We start from the raw sequence: 17685 nt of genomic DNA on the forward strand, positions 1-17685 counted from the left end.
CGACGCTACGCGCGTAGTGTTGACGACGGAAGACTGCCGCGGAAAAGGCCGACGCACGCCGGCGCGGAGGCCCGGCGCGGAGGCCGTGGCCACCGCGCCGGGCCCGATGGGCTGCTACCGCTTGGCGGGGGTGTCGCTGACCTTGACCTCGCCCGACGCGATCTTCTTCTTGGCCGCGTCGATCTTGGACTGGAGGTCGTCGATGAAGCCGCCCGAGGTGGACAGCCGCACGCCGTCGTCCTTGAGCGTGTAGCTCTTGTTGCCGTCCAGCGGCTTCTTGTCCTTGACGCTCTTGACCAGGTCGTAGACCGCGACGTCGACGTTCTTCATCACCGAGGTGAGGATCGAGCTCTTGTACTGCGCCAGGCCCGGCTGCTGGTACTGGTCGGAGTCGACGCCGATCGCCCAGGTGCCCTTCTTGCCGGCGACCGTCTCGATCGAGCCGTTACCGGACTGGCCGGCCGCGGTGTAGATGACGTCGATGCCGGCGTCGAGCATGCCCTTGGCCTTGCCCTTGGCGGCGGCCGGGTCGTTGAAGCCCTTGTCGTCGTTGGCGTAGAGGTACTCGGAGGTGATCTTGGCCTTGGGGTCGGTGTCCTTGACGCCCTGCTCGAAGCCGGCCTGGAACTTCTGGATCAGGGCGTTGTTCACGCCACCGATGAAGCCGACCTTGTGGGTCTTGCTCTTCAGGGCCGCTGCGACACCGGCGAGGTAGGAGCCCTCGTGCTCGGCGAAGACCATGCCGTAGACGTTCTTGGCCTCGGAGGGCGAGTCGACCACACCGAAGGTGGTGTCGGGGAAGTCCTTGGCGACCTTGTTGACGGACTTGCCGTAGTTGAAGCCGACCCCGATGACGGGGTTGAAGCCGGCCTCCGCAAGCGAGGACAGCCGCTGCTCGCGGTCGGCCTCGGTCTCGCCGTTCTTGGCTGTCATGAGCTTGGACTTCACGCCGAGGTCCTTCTCGGCCTTGTCCACGCCACGAGCCGCGGCCTCGTTGAACGAGTGGTCGTCACGGCCGCCGACGTCGAAGGCGAGTCCGACGCCCTTGTTCTTGCCACCGGACTCGGTGGACGATTCTCCGCAGGCGGTGAGCGAAACAGCGAGGGCCGCGGTGGCTATGCCCGCGGCAGCAATCTTGGATACCCGGCGCACGAGGGGCCCCTTCGACTCGTAGCGCCTCCGTCGGCGCTGATTCCGCCGCATCGTAACGCGCGTAGATGCCAGAAAAAGGGGCCGTTCGAAGCCGTTATCGGATCGTCGCGAACGAGGGCCGACGGCCGGGTTACGGGCGGGCGTTGTCGATCATCGCCGCCGCGGTGAACAGCTCCACACCCACCTGGATCGCCCGCTCGTCCACATCGAAGTCCCCGCGGTGCAGATCGTGCCGCCCCACCTCGCCGGGCGGGCGCACCCCGAGCCGGGCCATCGCCCCAGGGACGTGTTCGAGATACCAGGAGAAGTCCTCGCCGCCCAGGGACTGCTCGGTGTCCTCGACGGTGTGCGCGCCCAGCCGGGCCGCCATCGCGTCCTGCAGAAGCTGGGCCGAGCCGGCTTCGTTGACCACCGGCGGCACCCCCCGCACATAGGTGATCTGCGATTTCGCGCCGTGCAGCGCGGCGACCTCGTCGATGGCGGCGTGCACCAGGTCGGGCGCCTGGCGCCAGGCGCTCAGGTCGAGGCAGCGGACCGTGCCGGACAGGCCGGCGCGCTGCGGGATCACATTGCAGGCGTGGCCGGACTCCAGCCGGCCCCAGGTGACGGCGAGTCCTGCCCTGGCGTCCACCCGGCGGGCCAGCAGCGCCGGCACGTCGAGGGCGACCCGAGCGGCGGCGGTGACCATGTCGGTGGTCAGATGCGGGCGGGCGGTGTGGCCGCCGGGGCCGTCCAGCGTGACCTCCAGCCGGTCGCAGGCCGAGGTGATCGCGCCGGTGCGCAGTCCGATCCGGCCGGCGTCGACCCGCGGATCGCAGTGCACGGCGAGGATCCGGCCCACGCCGTCCAGAGCCCCGGACGCGATGACGTCGGGGGCGCCGCCCGGCAGCACCTCCTCCGCGGGCTGGAAGACCAGCCGCACCGGGCGCGGCAGCTGCCCCCTGCGGGCCAGCTCGGCCAGGACCAGGCCGGTGCCGAGGACGACAGTGGTGTGCACGTCGTGGCCGCAGGCATGCGCGCGGTCGGGGACCGTGGAGCGGTAGGGGACGGTCTTGGTGTCCGGGATGGGCAGGGCGTCGATGTCCGCGCGCAGGGCCAGCAGGGGCAGGGTGGGGTCGGTGGCGAGCGCGGGAGCGGGTCCCGGTGCGGCCTCCTCGTCGTCCACTGCGCTCGTGGTGGGATCCGTACCGATGTCGCACACCAGACCGGTGCCGGTGGCCAGGACGCGGGGCCGCAGACCGGCCTGCTGCAGGCGGGCCGTGATCGCCGCGGTGGTCCGGAACTCCTGGTTTCCCAGCTCGGGGTGCATGTGCAAGTCGCGGCGGAAGGCGATGAGTTCGGCGCGCAGATCCTCGGGCAGCACACCGGGGAGCGGAGGCCCGGGGGGAGTGTCGTCGGCACCGGTATCGCGGGACATCAGTTGGTTCACCCGTTGAAGGTTACGGGGCTCCGCGGGGCAACTGTCTCTCGATCAACAAAAGTTCAGCCCGTTAGGGGAAGAAAATCTAGGCCGCCCGGCGCATGGACCGATGGCGGGAGGGGTATGACCTATGGCTTCATCCGGCTGCCACCTGCTGGGTGAACGGCAGTCGCTGCACGTCGCGGGCGGTGCCGGTGACCCCGTCGAGGAATCCTTGCGCGCGGGGCGACGCCGTGCTCGTCAGCCACGCCGGATCGACATCGCAGACGGCGACCTTGACGCCCGTGCCGAGCAGGGCCAGCGGCAGCGTGTGCACCACGGTCGAGGGGAAGCTGAGGATCAGCCGCCCGATGGGGCCGCGCCGTGCGATCAGCTCCAGCGGCAGATCGGGGCGTACGACCTCCAGGCCGGTCTCGGTGGCGAGCCGGTGGAGCTTGTCGGCGCTCTCCCGGCGGTGTGCGAAGTAGCGGGTGGCGCCGTGCGTACGGGACAGGGCGCGCACCGCCTCCAGGTACCGGTCGGCGTCCACCACTCCGGTCTCGACCAGCGAGGTGCCGACGAGGTCGGTGCCGCGGGTCAGCCGGGGCGGGCCGAAGCGGCTGCGGGTCCAGGCGAATTCGTTGGTGGTGACGTGCACGCCGGGCGGCGGGTCCACCGGCATCGAGCTGAAGAGTCCGACGGTGCGCCGACCGCCCTCGGGTTCCGGGGTGAGCCGGCGGCGTGCGGTCGCCGAGAAGGGCGCGAAGACCAGGTCCCGCGCGCCGCGTCCGCTGCCGTGCCGATGCCAGCGCACCAGCCGTTCGCCGCGGGCGAGTTGGCCGATGAACTCCATGGTGGCGGTGCCGTCGTCGACGACGACCAGGTCGCGTGCCCGGGTGAGGGTGAGCAGCAGCTGGACGTAGCGCGAGAACGGGTCGCCGATGACGACGCGGCGGGCGCGGCGCAGCAGCGGGGCGAGGCCGCCGATGGTGCGGACGGGGGCGCTGGGGCCGCCGCGGGCCTCCTCCCAGCGCACCGTGTGGTCCTCGTCGCGGGCGAGTTCCGCCATCCGGCGCAGCTGTCCGCGGGTCATCGGGTCGTGCGGTGAGAGCACGACGAGGGTGAGCGCCTCGGCCTGCGCGGTGTGGGCCCACTCAAGGACGTTGAGCAGCTGCACCGGGCTCTCGACGAAGGCGAGGGTGCCGCCGGCCTCCGCGGCACCTGCGCGGGCCGGGCCGTTGGACGGCGCGCGCCTGCCGCGCTGCCGGGGCACCCCCAGGAGACGGCGGGCGGGAGTACCCGCCGTCTCCTGGGGCGGGACCTGCGCACCGGGCACGGACGGCTCGGCGCGGGTCCCCTCGGGTGAGCTCACGATGGGCGTCCCGTCGTCCTGTCAGACCGAGGCCGGCTCGCGGTCGGCGTCAGCTGCCTCCGTCTCGGCCACCACGCCGGTGACGCGGCGCAGCTTCTTCATCGGGCCGAGCTCGCTCTCGTAGACCTTCTTGACGCCGTCACCGAGGGACTCCTCGATGGTGCGGATGTCGCGCACCAGGCGGGTCAGGCCGCCGGGCTCGACCGAGGCGGCCTGGTCGGAGCCCCACATGGCGCGGTCGAGGGTGATGTGGCGCTCGACGAAGGTGGCGCCGAGGGCGACCGCGGCGAGGGTGGTCTGCAGGCCGGTCTCGTGGCCGCTGTAGCCGATCGGGACGTTCGGGTACTCGTCCTGCAGGGTGTTGATCATGCGCAGGTTGAGCTCCTCGGCCTTGGCCGGGTAGGTGCTCGTGGCGTGGCAGAGCAGGATGTTCTCGCTGCCCAGGACCTCGACGGCGTGCCGGATCTGCTTGGGGGTGGACATGCCCGTCGAGAGGATGACGGTGCGGCCGGTGGCGCGCATGGCGCGCAGCAGCTCGTCGTCGGTGAGCGAGGCGGAGGCGACCTTGTAGCAGGGCACGTCGAACTTCTCCAGGAAGGCGACGGACTCGACGTCCCACGGGGAGGCGAACCAGGCGATGCCGCGCTTCTTGCAGTACTCGTCGATGGCGCGGTAGCCGTCCTCGTCGAACTCCACGCGGTGGCGGTAGTCGATGTAGGTCATCCGGCCCCAGGGGGTGTCGCGCTCGATGTCCCACTGGTCGCGCGGGGTGCAGATCTCCGGGGTCCGCTTCTGGAACTTCACTGCGTCACAGCCGGCGTCAGCGGCGGCGTCGATCAGCGCGAACGCGTTCTCCAGGTCGCCGTTGTGGTTGATGCCGATCTCGCCGGTGACGTAGACGGGGCGGCCGGGGCCGGCGACGCGGTCACCGAGGGAGCGGAGACGGGAGTTGGTGCTCATGGGGAGGTTCCTTCTTCGTGGGTGATTCGTGGGTATGGGGTGTGAAGGGGTTCGAGGGGTTGGCTCAGAGGGACGGGCCCAGGAGCCAGGAGGCGATCTCGCGGATCGCGCCGCTGCCTCCGGGCGTCGCGGTGACCGCGCGGGCCGCGCCGCGCACCACGTCGTGCGCCCCGGCGACCGCCACCGGCCAGCCGACGAGGTCGAAGCACGGGAGGTCGTTGACGTCGTTGCCGACGTAGAGGACGCGCTCGGGCGCGATGCCCGCTTCCTCGCACCACTGCTTGAGGGCGAGGTCCTTGCGGTCGATGCCGTGCAGGACGGGCACCTGCAGCTTGCGGGCCCGTGCGGCGACGACCGGGTTCTTCTCCGAGGACAGGATGAGCAGCTTCAGCTCCGCCTTGCGCAGCGCGGCGATGCCGAGGCCGTCGCCGCGGTGGACCGCGACGAGTTCCCGTCCGTCGGCGTCGATCAGCACCCGGTCGTCGGTCTGGGTGCCGTCGAAGTCCAGTACCACCGCGTCGACGTCGTCGGTGGTCGGCAGGTGGGTGGCGAAGTCCGTGGGGGCGCCGGGGCGCGGGGCGTCCAGCAGCGGCGCGAGGGCGCGGGCACGGGCGAGGTCGTGCGGGTCGTCGACCTCCAGGACCCGTGCGGGGTCGGTGCGGACGGGTTCGGTGCGGCCGAAGAAGCGGTGTCCGCCGGCGCGGAAGGCGGCCGCGTCCATGGCGTAGGCGGCGCCGGTCTCCAGCAGGTCCTGGGGACGGTCCTGGCGGCGGGGCCGGAAGGACTTGTCGTGGTTGATGCCGTAGCCGCCGGCCGTGGTGACGGTGGCCGTGGCGGTCCTGGGTCCCGCCGCGGACGCCGCGACGGCGGAGGCGGCGGTGTCCGCGCCGGCGACACCGGTGACGTCGCCGCCCGCGTCGTCGGCGGCGTCGCGCCAGACGAAGCCGTGGAAGGGCGCGACGGTCAGCGCGCTGTCCGCGCCGTCCTCGACCACCGCGGCGGCGACTCCGTCGATGTCCTCGGGAACGAGGAAGGGGCTGGTGCACTGGACGAGGAGGACGGTGTCGACCGGTGTGCCGTGCTCGGTCTCGTAGCCGTCCATGGCGTGCAGGACGGCGGCCTCGCTGGTGGCCGTGTCGCCGGCGATGTCGCCGGGCCGCCGTATGACCACCGCTCCGGCGCCGCGGGCGGCGGCCGCGATGCCCGCGTCGTCGGTGGAGACCACGACGTCGGTCACCAGGCGCGCGGCACGGCAGGCGCGGATCGCGCGGACCACCAGGGGCACTCCCCCGACGGTGGCGAGGTTCTTGGCGGGCACGCCCTTGGATCCGCCGCGGGCGGGGATGACGGCCACCACGGTCGGCCTGCCGGGCTGACCTGGCCGGTCCTGCGGAGTGTGCGGCATTTCGGGCTCCTTCCGGGGGCCGTGCGGGCTCCGGGGGCTGACGGGCGGGGTGCTCACAGCTGCCCCCAGCGGCGGATGGCGGGGGCCACGCGCTGCACGCCGTGGCGGTAGGCGCCTCTGGCGGCCTCGCGGACGGTGTCGCGGGCGACCCGGCGCAGTCCGCCGGTCTGCTCGGGGGCCTCCGCGTAGCCGGCGACCGGCTCACCGTGCGGGTCCAGGCCGTGGCGGGCGAGGATGCCGGGGAGGTAGCCGGGGGCGGTGCGGGGTGTGTAGTACGGGGTGATCGGCGGCAGCCGGTCGGCGGTGCGCAGGGCGGTGACCCGGGCGTGGGCCGCGTCGAAGGCCCTCTCGTACGCGTCGTGGTCCGCTTCTGCGGTGGCCGGGGACGCGGGGGCCACGCCCTGCCGGGCGAGCCATGCCGGGTCCGGCTCCGGGCGGTGTCCGGCGTCCAGCTCGTCCCATGAGGCCAGGCAGCCGGAGCCGAGGAAGTGGTGGTTGCCGAGGACTTCGCGGATGCCGAGGTCGGTGAGGACGGCGGTGGGGATGCCGCGGTGCAGGGATTCCAGGGCGGCGGTCGAGCTGACGGTCACCATCAGGTCGGTGCGGTCCAGGACCTCGCCCATGTTGCCGTACACCAGGCGGCAGTTGGCGGGCAGGCCGTCGGGCACCTTGGCGGCGAGCTTCTGGTAGGGCAGTTCCTCGATGTGCGTGGTGTGCTCGCCCGGCTTGCTGCGGAGCTTGATCAGCACCTCGCGTCCGGGGTGCTTGCGGGCGTGCTCAACGGCCCTGCGCAGCAGGTACGTCCGGTCGGCGCGGCTGTCCGGTACGGACGGCTGGGCGGCGAACACCACGGTGTAGGGGTCGTGTCGGCGGGTGTAGCGCTCGCCGCCGAGGAAGGGCAGGGCGCATTCGACGACGCTGCCGTCGTCCGCGCCGACGCCGCGGTAGACCTCGCGGAAGCGGTCCGCGTCCTGCCGGGAGTTGGCGAGCACGACATCGGCGCCGTGCCGCAGCAGCAGCCCGTCGGCGAGCTTCTCGTAGACCACGCCGACGTAGCCGGTGACGACGACGGGGCGGCGGATCTCCTCACCTGCCGAGGTGCCGGCCCCCTGCCAGGCACGGGCGAGGCCGTGCAGCATCGCCTGCACCGCACCTCCTACGCAGGCCAGCACGACGACGTCGTAGCGCGTACGGTCGATGGACCGGACGAAATCGACGCCCCTGATTTCGCGCAGCGAGTCCGCACGGGCGCCGACCTCGTCGAGCTGGCGGACCGTGGGGGTGGCGCGGCCGCGGAGGAGATAACCGTCGAGCCGGATGTCCGATTGGAGCCGGTACGCTGTCAGAGCGCCCCATTTCCACCGGGTATCCGAGTCGGCGAGTACGGCGACCCGCGGCGAGGAATTCGTACGTGTTGGCACGTCGATGACGCTAGGAAGGCATTCCGGTCAGCGGGCCAACTGGGTCGCAACAAAGGGTTAACAGCGGGTCGACGAATGACGAACCGGGTCGCTTATCCGCCTGGTTAACCATCCCGCCATTCTTCGTTCACCCTGCGGTCCGCACCCGGTAAAGACGAATGCCGGGTCCGCGCCTAACGTCACCCAGGTGGTTAAGCTCTCCGTCATCGTGCCGTTCTACAACGTGCAGACATACGCGCCCGACACTCTGAAAAGCCTGGCAGCGAACGCCCGCGAGGACTTTGAATTCCTGCTCGTCGACGACTGTTCGCGCGACGAGACCCCGGAGATCCTCGCGCGCGCCGAGCGCGAGCTCCCGGGCGCCCGACTGCTCCGGCACGAACAGAACGGCGGTCTCGCCACCGCCCGCAACACAGGACTGGACGAGGCCCGTGGCGAATACATCGCGTTCCTCGACGGTGACGACTGGCTGGCCCCCGGCTATTACCGGGAACTCCTCGGCGCCATCGAGGAGTTGGAGTGCGACTTCCTGCGCACCGACCATGTCCAGTGCACCGCCCGCGCCCGCACCGTCCATCGCGTCCCGCACGGCCGGCGCGGTGTCGTCATGGACCCGCGCAGCCTGATCCTGCCCGCCGACCGCTCCACCTCCGTCGACTACGCCTTCGCCTGGGCCGGTATCTACCACCGCAGGCTGCTCGACGACGGTCTGCTGCACTTCACGCACGGCCTGCGCACCGCGGAGGACCGCCCGTGGATCTGGCGGCTGCACCGCGAGGCGCGCTCCATGGCGGTGGTGGGGCAGCTCGGCGTCTTCTACCGGCGGGGGGTCGCGTCCTCGCTGACCCAGATCGGCGACGTACGGCAATTGGACTTTATTCGCGCGTTCGACCAGGTGATCGAGGAAACCGCGCGGGACCGTGATGCGGACGTTCTCCTTCCGAAAGCGGTGCGCACCTATTGCGCGATCATTTCTCACCATCTCGGCTCGATCGAACGGTTCGAACCGCAGGTTGCCAGGAAACTGCGCTCGATGAGCGCCGCGGCCATGAAACGCATGCCGCAGGACGTACTGAAGGAAGCACTGAATTCGATGGATGTGCAGCGCGCGTCCCGTTTGCGGCGGCTGCGCCGCCGTCCCGCCCAGGTGGAGGTCGCGGCCTGATGCCCAGCCGAGCCACCACCCAGATCTTCATGGCGTCCACGCTCTACGGTGCGGCGACGCTGGCCGCCGCGCTGGACGCCGACCGCTTCGAGCCGGCCGACCGGCGCCTGCTGCTGCTCAGCAACAACGCCACCACGCCGGAGACCACCGCGTCGCTGGACACCATGCCCGGCTTCGCGCGGCTGCGCGGCCGCTTCGACCGGGTGCTGTCGTGGAACGACACCATCAGCCCCTTCCACCCCGGCGGCTGGTCTCCGCGCGCGGACGATGTCCCGCTGTGGGAGCGGCACTTGCGGCTGCTGTGGGGCCTGGGCGACGACCGCGTCGAGCTGATCGTCGAGTCCATCCAGGTCAACCCGGCGCTGGCGGTTGCCCAGTTGTTCCCCGACGCGCCGATCGACGTCTACGCCGACGGACTGATGAGCTACGGCCCGACCCGCAACAAGCTCGACCCGCTGGTCGGCACCCGCATCGGCCGGCTGCTGCACCTGGACCTGGTGCCGGGCCTGAAGCCGCTGCTGCTCACCGAATTCGAGGTCGCGGCGCAGACCGTGCCGACCGAAGCCTTCACCAAGGTGCTGGCAGAACTCGCCGATGACAGCGGCCCGTTGGACGTCCCCGAGGGCGCCGCGCTGCTGCTCGGCCAGTACCTCTCCTCGCTGGGCATCCTCACCCCGCAAGAGGAGGAGGAGCTGCATGTGCGGATGGTGCGCGGCGCCGTCGCGCGCGGCCACCGCGAGGTGGTCTTCAAGCCGCACCCGTCCGCGCCGGCCCGCTGGTCCCGGCTGCTGGAGCGGGAGGCCGAGAAGCTGGACGTCGAGCTGACCGTGCTGGAGAGTCCGGTGCTGGCCGAGGTGCTCTACCAGCGGATGCGGCCCGCGCTGGTCGTCGGCTGCTTCTCCACCGCGCTGCTGACCGCCGCCACCTTCTTCGATCTGCCGACCGCGCGGACCGGCACCGAGCTGCTGCTGGAGCGGCTCACGCCCTACCAGAACAGCAACCGCGTCCCGGTCACGATCGTGGACGCGCTGGTGCCCGACCTCGACGACCGGAGCGCGCGGCCGCATGCCGCACAGGACATCCAGGGCCTGGTCACCGCCGTCGGATATGCCATGCAGCACCAGATCTACCCGCAGTTGCGGCCCGCCGCCGAGCGCTACCTCGCCGCCCGGCTCGACCAGGGCACCTGGCGTTACTTCAAGCGCCGCCGGCTCACCTCGCTGGCGCTGCCCGGCGCCATCCCCTCGCAGCTGTCGTTCCTCCCCCGCAACGCCACCGTGCGCCGGGTCGCACGCCGGGCGCGCGCCGTGCAGCGGCGGCTGAAGAAGCGGGCCGTCTTCGGATGACCGCCCAGCTGACGGCCACCGCTGCTCCCCCGGAACCGGACCGGATACCCGACGGCGGCAGCGTCGCCACCCCGCTGACACCCCAACCCCGGCGGGGTCCGGTGCGGCTTCGCGCACTGGACGGGCTGCGGCTGCTCGCCGCCCTGATGGTCGCCGCGTACCACTACGGCGGGCGCGACGGCGAGATATCCCAGGCCTGGGGCGGCTCTCCGGCACAGCAGTTCCCCACCGCCTCCGGCCTGTTCGCCTACGGCTGCCTGGGTGTGCAGATCTTCTTCGTGATCAGCGGCTTCGTGATCTGCCTCAGTGGCTGGTCCCCGCCCGGCGACCGCCGCTTCCTCGCATCGGGCTCCGCACCCGGTACGGCACGGCTGCGGGCCTTCCTCGCCTCCCGCGTATCGCGTCTCTTCCCGGCGTACTGGGTGGCGATCCTCCTGGTCACCGCGGTGTTCGCGCTGCCCTGGGTGGCCTACGAGGCGCTCGCGCCCAGCGACGTGCTGACGAATCTGACCATGCTTCAGGAGCCCCTCGGGGTGGACCGGGTACTGGGCGTGTGCTGGACGCTCTGGGCCGAGATGCGTTTCTACGCGCTGTTCGCGCTCTGCGTCGTGCTGCCCGGCGCGACCCGCGGCCGGGTCGTGCTGTTCTGCGCGGGCTGGACGCTGGCCGCCGCTCTGGCGCAGGCCGCCCACCAGCCGCTCCTCGACATCGTGCTGATGCCCGAATACGCGCCGTACTTCATCGGCGGCGTGGGCCTCCACCTCCTGCACCGCTTCGGTGCCCGCGACCCGATCGCCTGGGCGATCGTGCTGGTCAGCTGGCTGATCGGCCAGCACTACGCGGTCGCGCGGCTGTGGCACGCGCAGTCGGCCGAAGGCTTCTCCTACCGCTCGGCGGCCGGCATCGTCGCCGTCATCACCCTCGGCTTCGCGCTGGTCGCGGCCGTCGCCCTGGGCAAGATGCGGTGGGCGAACTGGCGTTGGCTGACCGTCGCGGGCGCGCTGACCTACCCGTTCTACCTCGTGCACGAACACCTGGGCTGGGTCGTCATACGCGCGCTGCACCACGGCGTGGGCCTCCCCTCGTACGCCACTCTGCTGCTGGCCGTCGGGCTGATGCTGCTGCTGGCATGGGTGTTGCACCGGTGTGTGGAACGCCCGCTGACTCCGCTGCTGAAGCGGTGGATCAACCCGAAACGGACGGCGGTCTGAACGACGGGCGCGCGCCCCCTCCCTGTACGCGTGCGGCCGCGCCGGCGGATGTTCGCCGGCACGGCCGCACGGAGGGAACGGGCACCTGAGGGGGGTGGGGCGCCCGGGGCGGGAATCGCCCAGAGGTAAGGGGCCGGGGCCTGTCTTCACGCCGCCGCGCAGGCGGGACTTCGAAGACGGGCGCCCTAGAGCACCAGGGACAGGAGCAGGACGCACACAATCCCGACCACCGAGATCAGCGTCTCCATGACCGACCAGGTCTTCAGGGTCTGGCCGACGTTCATGCCGAAGTACTCCTTGACCATCCAGAAGCCGGCGTCGTTGACATGGCTGAAGAACAGCGAGCCGGAGCCGATCGCGAGGACCAGCAGGGCGCCGTGCGTGGTGCTCATGTCCGCGGCGAGCGGGGCGACCAGACCGGCGGCGGAGATGGTGGCCACCGTCGCTGAACCGGTCGCGAGGCGGATGGCGACCGCGATCAGCCAGGCCAGCAGCAACGCCGAGATGTTCCAGTCCTTGGAGATCTCCAGGATCATCTGGCCGACGCCGGAGTCCACCAGCGTCTGCTTGAAGCCACCGCCGGCGCCGACGATCAGCAGCACACCCGCGATCGGGCCGAACGCCTTCTCGACGGTGGTGGCGATCCGGCCCCGGGTGAAGCCCGCGGCCCGGCCCAGCGTGAACATCGCGACGAGGACGGCGGTCAGCAGCGCGATCAGCGGCGAGCCGATGACATCGAAGATCCGCTGAGTGACGTTCTCGGGGTCGTCGATCACGATGTCGACCAGCGCCTTGGCCAGCATCATCACGACCGGGAGCAGCACGGTGGCGACGGTGACGACGAAGCCGGGGCGCTTCTCCAGGTCCTCGGAGGGACGCTGCGGGACCATGTTCTCCGGCGGTGCGATGTCGACCCAGCGGGCCGCGTACCGGGAGAAGACCGGACCGGCGATGATCGCGGTCGGGATGGCGACGACCACGCCGAGGGCGAGGGTGATACCGAGGTTCGCGCCGACCGCGTCGATCGCGACGAGCGGGCCGGGGTGCGGCGGGATCAGCCCGTGCATGACGGACAGGCCCGCCAGCGCCGGGATGCCGATGCGCATCAGCGAGAAGTTGCCGCGCTTGGCGACCAGCAGCACGACGGGTATCAGCAGCACGATGCCGACCTCGAAGAAGATCGGCAGCCCGACGATGCCGGCGATCAGCACCATCGCCCAGGGCATCGCCCGCCCACTGGCCTTGGCCAGGATCGTGTCGACGATCTGATCGGCGCCGCCGGAGTCGGCGAGCAGTTTGCCGAGGACCGCGCCGAGCGCGATCAGCACGCCCGTGCCGGCGACCGTGGTGCCCAGGCCGGCCGAGAAGCTGGCTATGGCCTTGTCGAGCGGCGCACCGGCCACGGCGCCGAGTACCAGCGAGCCGATGATCAGTGACAGGAAGGCGTGCAGCTTGAACTTGGTGATGAGCAGGACGATGACGGCTATGCCGGCGAGGACGGCGATGCCCAGCTGCGCATGACCGGCCGAGGTGATGGGCTCGGTCGCATCCGCTGCGAGCATCTCGACGCTGAGATGTGTCACGGCGATTCCCTTGGTTCGACGGAGGGGGGAAGGGGGATTGCTGCGGTGCCTGTGGGGGGATTCGGTGGCGCGGAGGGCCGGGGCCCTTCGGCCGGTCTAGGTGGCCGGCTCCAGCCGTCGGAGCGCGGCGACGGCCCGCTCGGCGATCTCCTGCGGTGTGCCGGACACGTCCACGGCGACGCCCGCCTCGTCGGAGCCGAGAGGTTCGAGGGTGGCGAACTGGGAGTCCAGCAGCGCGGTGGGCATGAAGTGGCCCTTGCGCTCGGTCATCCGCTCCTCGATCAGTGCGCGGTCCCCGGTGAGGTGGAGGAAGACCACCCCGGGCGCGGCGGCACGCAGCCGGTCGCGGTACGCACGCTTGAGGGCGGAGCTGCTGACGACGCCGCCCTTCCCGGCCCGGTCGTGTGCCCAGGCGCCGATGGCGTCCAGCCAGGGGCCGCGGTCGTTGTCGTCCAGCGGGGTGCCCGCCGACATCTTGGCGATGTTGGCCGGCGGGTGGAAGTCATCACCCTCGGCGTAGGGAGTGCCCAGTTCGGCGGCGACGAGCGGGCCGATCGTCGTCTTGCCGGTGCCGGCCACTCCCATCACGACGATGACGTGGGGGGTGCTCATCCCGAATACCTCGCTGTCTTCATTGACCTCGTGCGTCGCCCCACTGAAACCTATTAGGTACGACGTATTCAAGAGTCTGTGACGCAAACGTCATACTTAATCTCGGCCGAGAGGGAGAACGTAGGCTTGGCCCATGGAGAACGAGGGGAAGGGGCTGCACGCCCGGGTGCTGGAGTCCCTCGGACCCGCGATCACCGCGGGGGACTACCCTCCGGGCACGGTCTTGCGCACGGACGAGCTGGAGGAGCGCTTCGACGTCTCCCGCACGGTCATCCGCGAGGCGATCCGGGTCCTGGAGTCCATGCAGCTGGTCGCCTCACGGCGAAGGGTCGGCGTGACCGTACGGCCCACCGAGGAATGGAACGTCTACGACCCGCGGGTGATCGGCTGGCGGCTGGCCGGCCGGGACCGCCCCCGGCAACTGCGCTCGCTGACGGTCCTGCGCTCGGCCATCGAGCCGGTCGCGGCGGGCCTGGCCGCCACCCACGCCACCCCCGCCCAGTGCGCCGAGCTCACCGAGCACGCCATGGGCATGGTGGCCACCTCACGCGGCCAGCAGTTGGACGCCTACCTCGTGCACGACACGGCCTTCCACCGGGTGGTGCTCGGCGCCTCCGGCAACGAGATGTTCGCCCGGCTCGGCGATGTGGTCGCCGCGGTGCTGACCGGCCGCACCCAGCACCATGTGATGTTCACCGACCCCGACCCGGCCGCGGTCACCCTGCACGTCCAGGTCGCCGAGGCGGTACGCACCGGCGACGCGGCACGCGCCGAGGCCCTCACCCGCGAGATCACCGTCGGCGCCATGGCCGAACTGGACGTACTGGCACCGTAGTCGGCCGCCACCGCCGCGCGGCGGCCCCGGGCAGCGCCCGGTTCAGAACAGCGGCTGCTGGCCCGGGATCGGCGGAGCCTCGGGGTCGAACAGCTTCTCCGCCGGCGCCATCATCGGCGCCATCCGCCGCGACCCCGGACAGGAGATCAGCTCCAGGCCGGTGCGCCGCCCGGGCGGGTCGTGACGGGCGAAGCGGCCGCCGACAACGGCGATCTCTCGGGTGCAGACAGGGCACGTGCGGCGGGGGGAGGACATGACACCAGTGTGACGCAGCCCGGTTCCGCGGCAGCCGGGTCCCCGGCCGGAGGCGTAGTACGCGGGTGCCCCCGCGGTCCCGATGTCACCCATAGCGGTGGCCTCAGGAACGCCCCACACGACTCGCCCTTCCGAGCTCGTTCCCCGCTCCCCACTCCCTGCTCCCCCCTCAGAACACGTCCGTCGGCTCGTACGTCCCCCACACCTCGCGCAGCGCGTTGCACACCTCTCCGACCGTCGCCTTCGCCCTCAGCGCCTCACGCATCGGGTAGAGGACATTGGCCGTTCCCCCGGCCGCGGTCCTCAACTCGGCGAGCGCCGCCGTCACCGCGCGCCCGTCCCGCCCGGCCCGCAGCGTGGCAAGCCGCTCGACCTGCTGCGCCTCGATCGCCGGGTCGACCCGCAGCGGTTCGTAGGGCTCCTCCTCGTCCAGCTGGAAGCGGTTGACGCCCACCACGACGCGTTCGCCGGCATCGGTCTCCTGCGCGATGCGGTACGCGTTCCGCTCGATCTCGCCCTTCTGGAAGCCGTGCTCGATGGCGGCCACCGCGCCGCCGAGGTCCTCCACCCGCTGCATGAGTTCGACCGCCGCTGCTTCCACGTCGTCCGTCATCGACTCGACGGCATAGGACCCGGCGAACGGATCGACGGTGGCGGGCACATCGGTCTCGTACGCGAGCACCTGCTGCGTACGCAGCGCGAGGCGGGCGGCCTTGTCCGTCGGCAGCGCGATGGCCTCGTCGAAGGAGTTGGTGTGCAGCGACTGGGTGCCGCCGAGCACCGCGGCCAGGCCCTGGACCGCCACCCGTACGAGGTTCACCTCCGGCTGCTGGGCGGTGAGCTGGACGCCGGCGGTCTGGGTGTGGAAGCGCAGCATCTGCGACTTGGGGTTGCGCGCGCCGAACTCCTCCTTCATCACCCGGGCCCAGATTCTGCGCGCGGCACGGAACTTGGCGACCTCCTCCAGGAGGGTCGTACGGGAGACGAAGAAGAACGACAGACGCGGCGCGAAGTCGTCCACGTCCATACCGGCGGCGATCGCGGTGCGGACGTACTCGACACCGTCGGCGAGCGTGAAGGCGATCTCCTGCGCGGGCGAGGCGCCGGCTTCGGCCATGTGGTAGCCGGAGATCGAGATGCTGTTCCACTTCGGGATCTCGGCACGGCAGTACTTGAAGATGTCCGCGATCAGGCGCAGCGAGGGCTTGGGCGGGAAGATGTAGGTGCCGCGCGCGATGTACTCCTTGAGCACATCGTTCTGGATCGTGCCGGTGAGCCGGTCCGGCGTCACCCCTTGTTCCTCAGCGACGAGTTGGTAGAGGAGCAGAAGCAGTGCCGCCGGTGCGTTGATGGTCATGGACGTGGAGACCTCGCCCAGCGGGATGCCGCCGAACAGCAGGCGCATGTCCTCGATGGAGTCGATGGCCACCCCGACCTTGCCGACCTCTCCGGCCGCGATCGGCGCGTCCGAGTCGTGGCCCATCTGCGTCGGCAGGTCGAAGGCGACCGACAGGCCCGTCGTGCCGTGGGCGATCAGCTGCCGGTAGCGGGCGCTGGACTCGCGCGCGGTGCCGAAGCCCGCGTACTGGCGCATCGTCCAGGGGCGCCCGGTGTACATCGACGGGTACACGCCCCGGGTGAAGGGGTACGCGCCCGGCGTGCCGAGCCGGGTGTCCGGGTCCCAGCCGGTCCGCGCTTCCGGTCCGTAGACGGGCTCGATGGGCAGCCCGCTCTCGTTGCGTCGCACACTCTTCGGCTCGCGCGCCATGGGTGTCGCCCTCCACTGGTGACCGGTGATCCCCGTTACCGAGAAGTAGCACTTCTGCCGCCGCGACGGACTGTAGCGGCGGGCAGGCGTGTTGCGCGGAGCGGCACGCTGGGCCCCGCCGGCGGCGTGCGCAGGTTCACCGCCCGGCGGCGCAGGGAAGCATCACCGGTGGCCGGTGCAGCCGGCGAAACCCGGGGGTGGGACATGCGGCGTCGTGGGGGCGGACGAACGGTGCGCGGCTGGCGGGTGGCCGCGGCGGCGCTCGTGGTGGCGGCGCTGGCGGTGGGCTGCCGGCCGGTGACCGTCACGGGTACCGGCGGAGCGGACGACAGGAGCGGACGCCACCTGCCCACGACCGCGGCCCCGGCTCCGGACGGCGGCCCGCCAACCACCGGCCGTCCCACACCTCCGGTGTCGCAGGAGCGTACGAGGCGCCCCGCCAAGCCCGTCCAGCCGGTGATGGCTGCCGGCTCGCACGGCTCGCAGGTCCGCGAACTCCAGGCGCGGTTGGCCCAGCTGGGACTCTTCGACCGCTCCCCCACGGGGTACTACGCGTCCGTCACCGCCGCCGCGGTCCGCGCCTTCCAGCGGCAGCAGGGCCTGCCGGCCACCGGCGCGGTGCAACCCTCGGCGTGGAGCGCGCTGCGCTCCCGCACCCGGCAGCCGTCGCATGCCGAGCTGTATCCGCCCACGACCAAGCCGATCGGCACCCCGGATCCCCGCTGCATGACGGGCCGGGTGATCTGCATCAGCAAGCGGAGCGACACCCTGGCGTGGATGGTCGACGGCCGGGTGGTCTCGGCGATGGACGTCCGCTTCGGCTCGCAGTACACCCCCACCCGCGAGGGCACCTTCGCCATCACCTTCAAGAGCAGGCACCACGTCTCGACGCTCTACCACTCGCCGATGCCGTACGCGATGTTCTTCAGCGGTGGCCAGGCGGTGCACTATTCGTCGGACTTCGCCGCCCGTGGATACAGCGGCGCCTCACACGGCTGCGTCAACGTCCGGGACAAGCGGAAGATCGCCGCCCTGTTCGCCGCGGCGGAGAAGGGCACGAAGGTGGTCGTCCACCGGTAGCGGCGCTGCGCCGGCCGCTGAGGGCCCTGGAAGGAAAGAAAGAAAGGGCGCGGGCAGGGCCGGGGGAACGTGCCCCGCCCGCGCCATGTGCGCGGAGCCGTAGGTACGGGGGGAACCCCGG

At 71.3% G+C, this 17685-nt stretch carries 15 protein-coding genes; 5 read left to right on the top strand and 10 right to left on the bottom strand.

Annotation, left to right across the window (positions count from 1 at the left end; translation table 11 throughout):
* Nucleotides 1–114 precede the first annotated feature (114 nt).
* From ACGFZW_RS20460 to ACGFZW_RS20485, 6 genes are all read right to left on the bottom strand, one after another.
* Entirely contained in the window at nt 115–1152 is a 1038-nt protein-coding gene (locus tag ACGFZW_RS20460; RefSeq protein WP_393894570.1) for a BMP family protein, read from the bottom strand.
* A 130-nt stretch (nt 1153–1282) separates the two neighbouring features.
* Nucleotides 1283–2569 (bottom strand): amidohydrolase, encoded by a 1287-nt coding sequence (locus ACGFZW_RS20465; protein ID WP_393894898.1) that lies wholly within the window; start codon nt 2567–2569, stop codon nt 1283–1285.
* Nucleotides 2570–2708: 139 nt separating this feature from the next.
* Complete coding sequence (locus ACGFZW_RS20470; RefSeq protein WP_393894571.1) at nt 2709–3923, bottom strand: hypothetical protein; 1215 nt, start codon at nt 3921–3923, stop codon at nt 2709–2711.
* A gap of 21 nt (nt 3924–3944) precedes the next feature.
* Nucleotides 3945–4883, bottom strand: a complete 939-nt coding sequence (locus tag ACGFZW_RS20475; protein WP_393894572.1) for an N-acetylneuraminate synthase family protein — start codon at nt 4881–4883, stop codon at nt 3945–3947.
* Between the two features lie 64 nt (nt 4884–4947).
* On the bottom strand, nt 4948–6288 hold the full coding sequence (locus ACGFZW_RS20480; RefSeq protein ID WP_393894573.1) for a cytidylyltransferase domain-containing protein: 1341 nt from the start codon (nt 6286–6288) through the stop codon (nt 4948–4950).
* 53 nt (nt 6289–6341) lie between these two features.
* The gene (locus ACGFZW_RS20485; protein ID WP_393894574.1) at nt 6342–7709 is read right to left on the bottom strand and encodes a DUF6716 putative glycosyltransferase; all 1368 of its coding nucleotides are present in this window, start codon (nt 7707–7709) and stop codon (nt 6342–6344) included.
* A gap of 187 nt (nt 7710–7896) precedes the next feature.
* Between ACGFZW_RS20485 and ACGFZW_RS20490 the strand changes: the two genes are divergently transcribed.
* Genes ACGFZW_RS20490 through ACGFZW_RS20500 form a run of 3 tightly spaced genes read left to right on the top strand, consistent with a single transcriptional unit; the run spans nt 7897 to nt 11431 of the window.
* The gene (locus ACGFZW_RS20490) at nt 7897–8874 is read left to right on the top strand and encodes a glycosyltransferase family 2 protein (protein ID WP_393894575.1); all 978 of its coding nucleotides are present in this window, start codon (nt 7897–7899) and stop codon (nt 8872–8874) included.
* Nucleotides 8874–10220 carry an alpha-2,8-polysialyltransferase family protein gene (locus tag ACGFZW_RS20495; RefSeq protein ID WP_393894576.1) on the top strand — a complete coding sequence of 449 codons (1347 nt, stop codon included), beginning with the start codon at nt 8874–8876 and terminating at the stop codon, nt 10218–10220. The genes ACGFZW_RS20490 and ACGFZW_RS20495 overlap by 1 nt, the downstream gene beginning before the upstream one ends.
* The gene (locus tag ACGFZW_RS20500) at nt 10217–11431 is read left to right on the top strand and encodes an acyltransferase family protein (RefSeq protein ID WP_393894577.1); all 1215 of its coding nucleotides are present in this window, start codon (nt 10217–10219) and stop codon (nt 11429–11431) included. Before ACGFZW_RS20495 ends, ACGFZW_RS20500 begins: the two co-directional genes overlap by 4 nt.
* Nucleotides 11432–11616: 185 nt before the next feature.
* Here the strand turns inward: ACGFZW_RS20500 and ACGFZW_RS20505 are convergent, their stop codons facing one another.
* Together ACGFZW_RS20505 and ACGFZW_RS20510 are read right to left on the bottom strand one after the other, a co-directional pair.
* A complete protein-coding gene (locus ACGFZW_RS20505) occupies nt 11617–13014 on the bottom strand; it encodes a gluconate:H+ symporter (RefSeq protein ID WP_393894578.1) in 1398 nt (465 codons plus the stop codon).
* Between the two features lie 96 nt (nt 13015–13110).
* Complete coding sequence (locus ACGFZW_RS20510; RefSeq protein ID WP_393894579.1) at nt 13111–13626, bottom strand: gluconokinase; 516 nt, start codon at nt 13624–13626, stop codon at nt 13111–13113.
* 133 nt (nt 13627–13759) lie between these two features.
* Here ACGFZW_RS20510 and ACGFZW_RS20515 point away from each other — a divergent pair, with 133 nt between their 5' ends.
* Nucleotides 13760–14461 carry a FadR/GntR family transcriptional regulator gene (locus ACGFZW_RS20515; protein WP_393894580.1) on the top strand — a complete coding sequence of 234 codons (702 nt, stop codon included), beginning with the start codon at nt 13760–13762 and terminating at the stop codon, nt 14459–14461.
* Nucleotides 14462–14503: 42 nt separating this feature from the next.
* Here ACGFZW_RS20515 and ACGFZW_RS20520 read toward each other — a convergent pair whose 3' ends face one another.
* Together ACGFZW_RS20520 and ACGFZW_RS20525 are read right to left on the bottom strand one after the other, a co-directional pair.
* Nucleotides 14504–14716: a hypothetical protein gene (locus ACGFZW_RS20520; RefSeq protein WP_393894581.1), complete on the bottom strand. Its 213-nt coding sequence runs from the start codon at nt 14714–14716 to the stop codon at nt 14504–14506.
* Between the two features lie 169 nt (nt 14717–14885).
* The gene (locus ACGFZW_RS20525) at nt 14886–16484 is read right to left on the bottom strand and encodes a methylmalonyl-CoA mutase (RefSeq protein ID WP_393894582.1); all 1599 of its coding nucleotides are present in this window, start codon (nt 16482–16484) and stop codon (nt 14886–14888) included.
* 204 nt (nt 16485–16688) lie between these two features.
* Here ACGFZW_RS20525 and ACGFZW_RS20530 point away from each other — a divergent pair, with 204 nt between their 5' ends.
* Nucleotides 16689–17564, top strand: a complete 876-nt coding sequence (locus tag ACGFZW_RS20530) for a peptidoglycan-binding protein (protein ID WP_393894583.1) — start codon at nt 16689–16691, stop codon at nt 17562–17564.
* Nucleotides 17565–17685: the final 121 nt, after the last annotated feature.

Source organism: Streptomyces sp. NPDC048248 (assembly GCF_043201875.1).
Classification (GTDB): Bacteria; Actinomycetota; Actinomycetes; order Streptomycetales; family Streptomycetaceae; genus Streptomyces.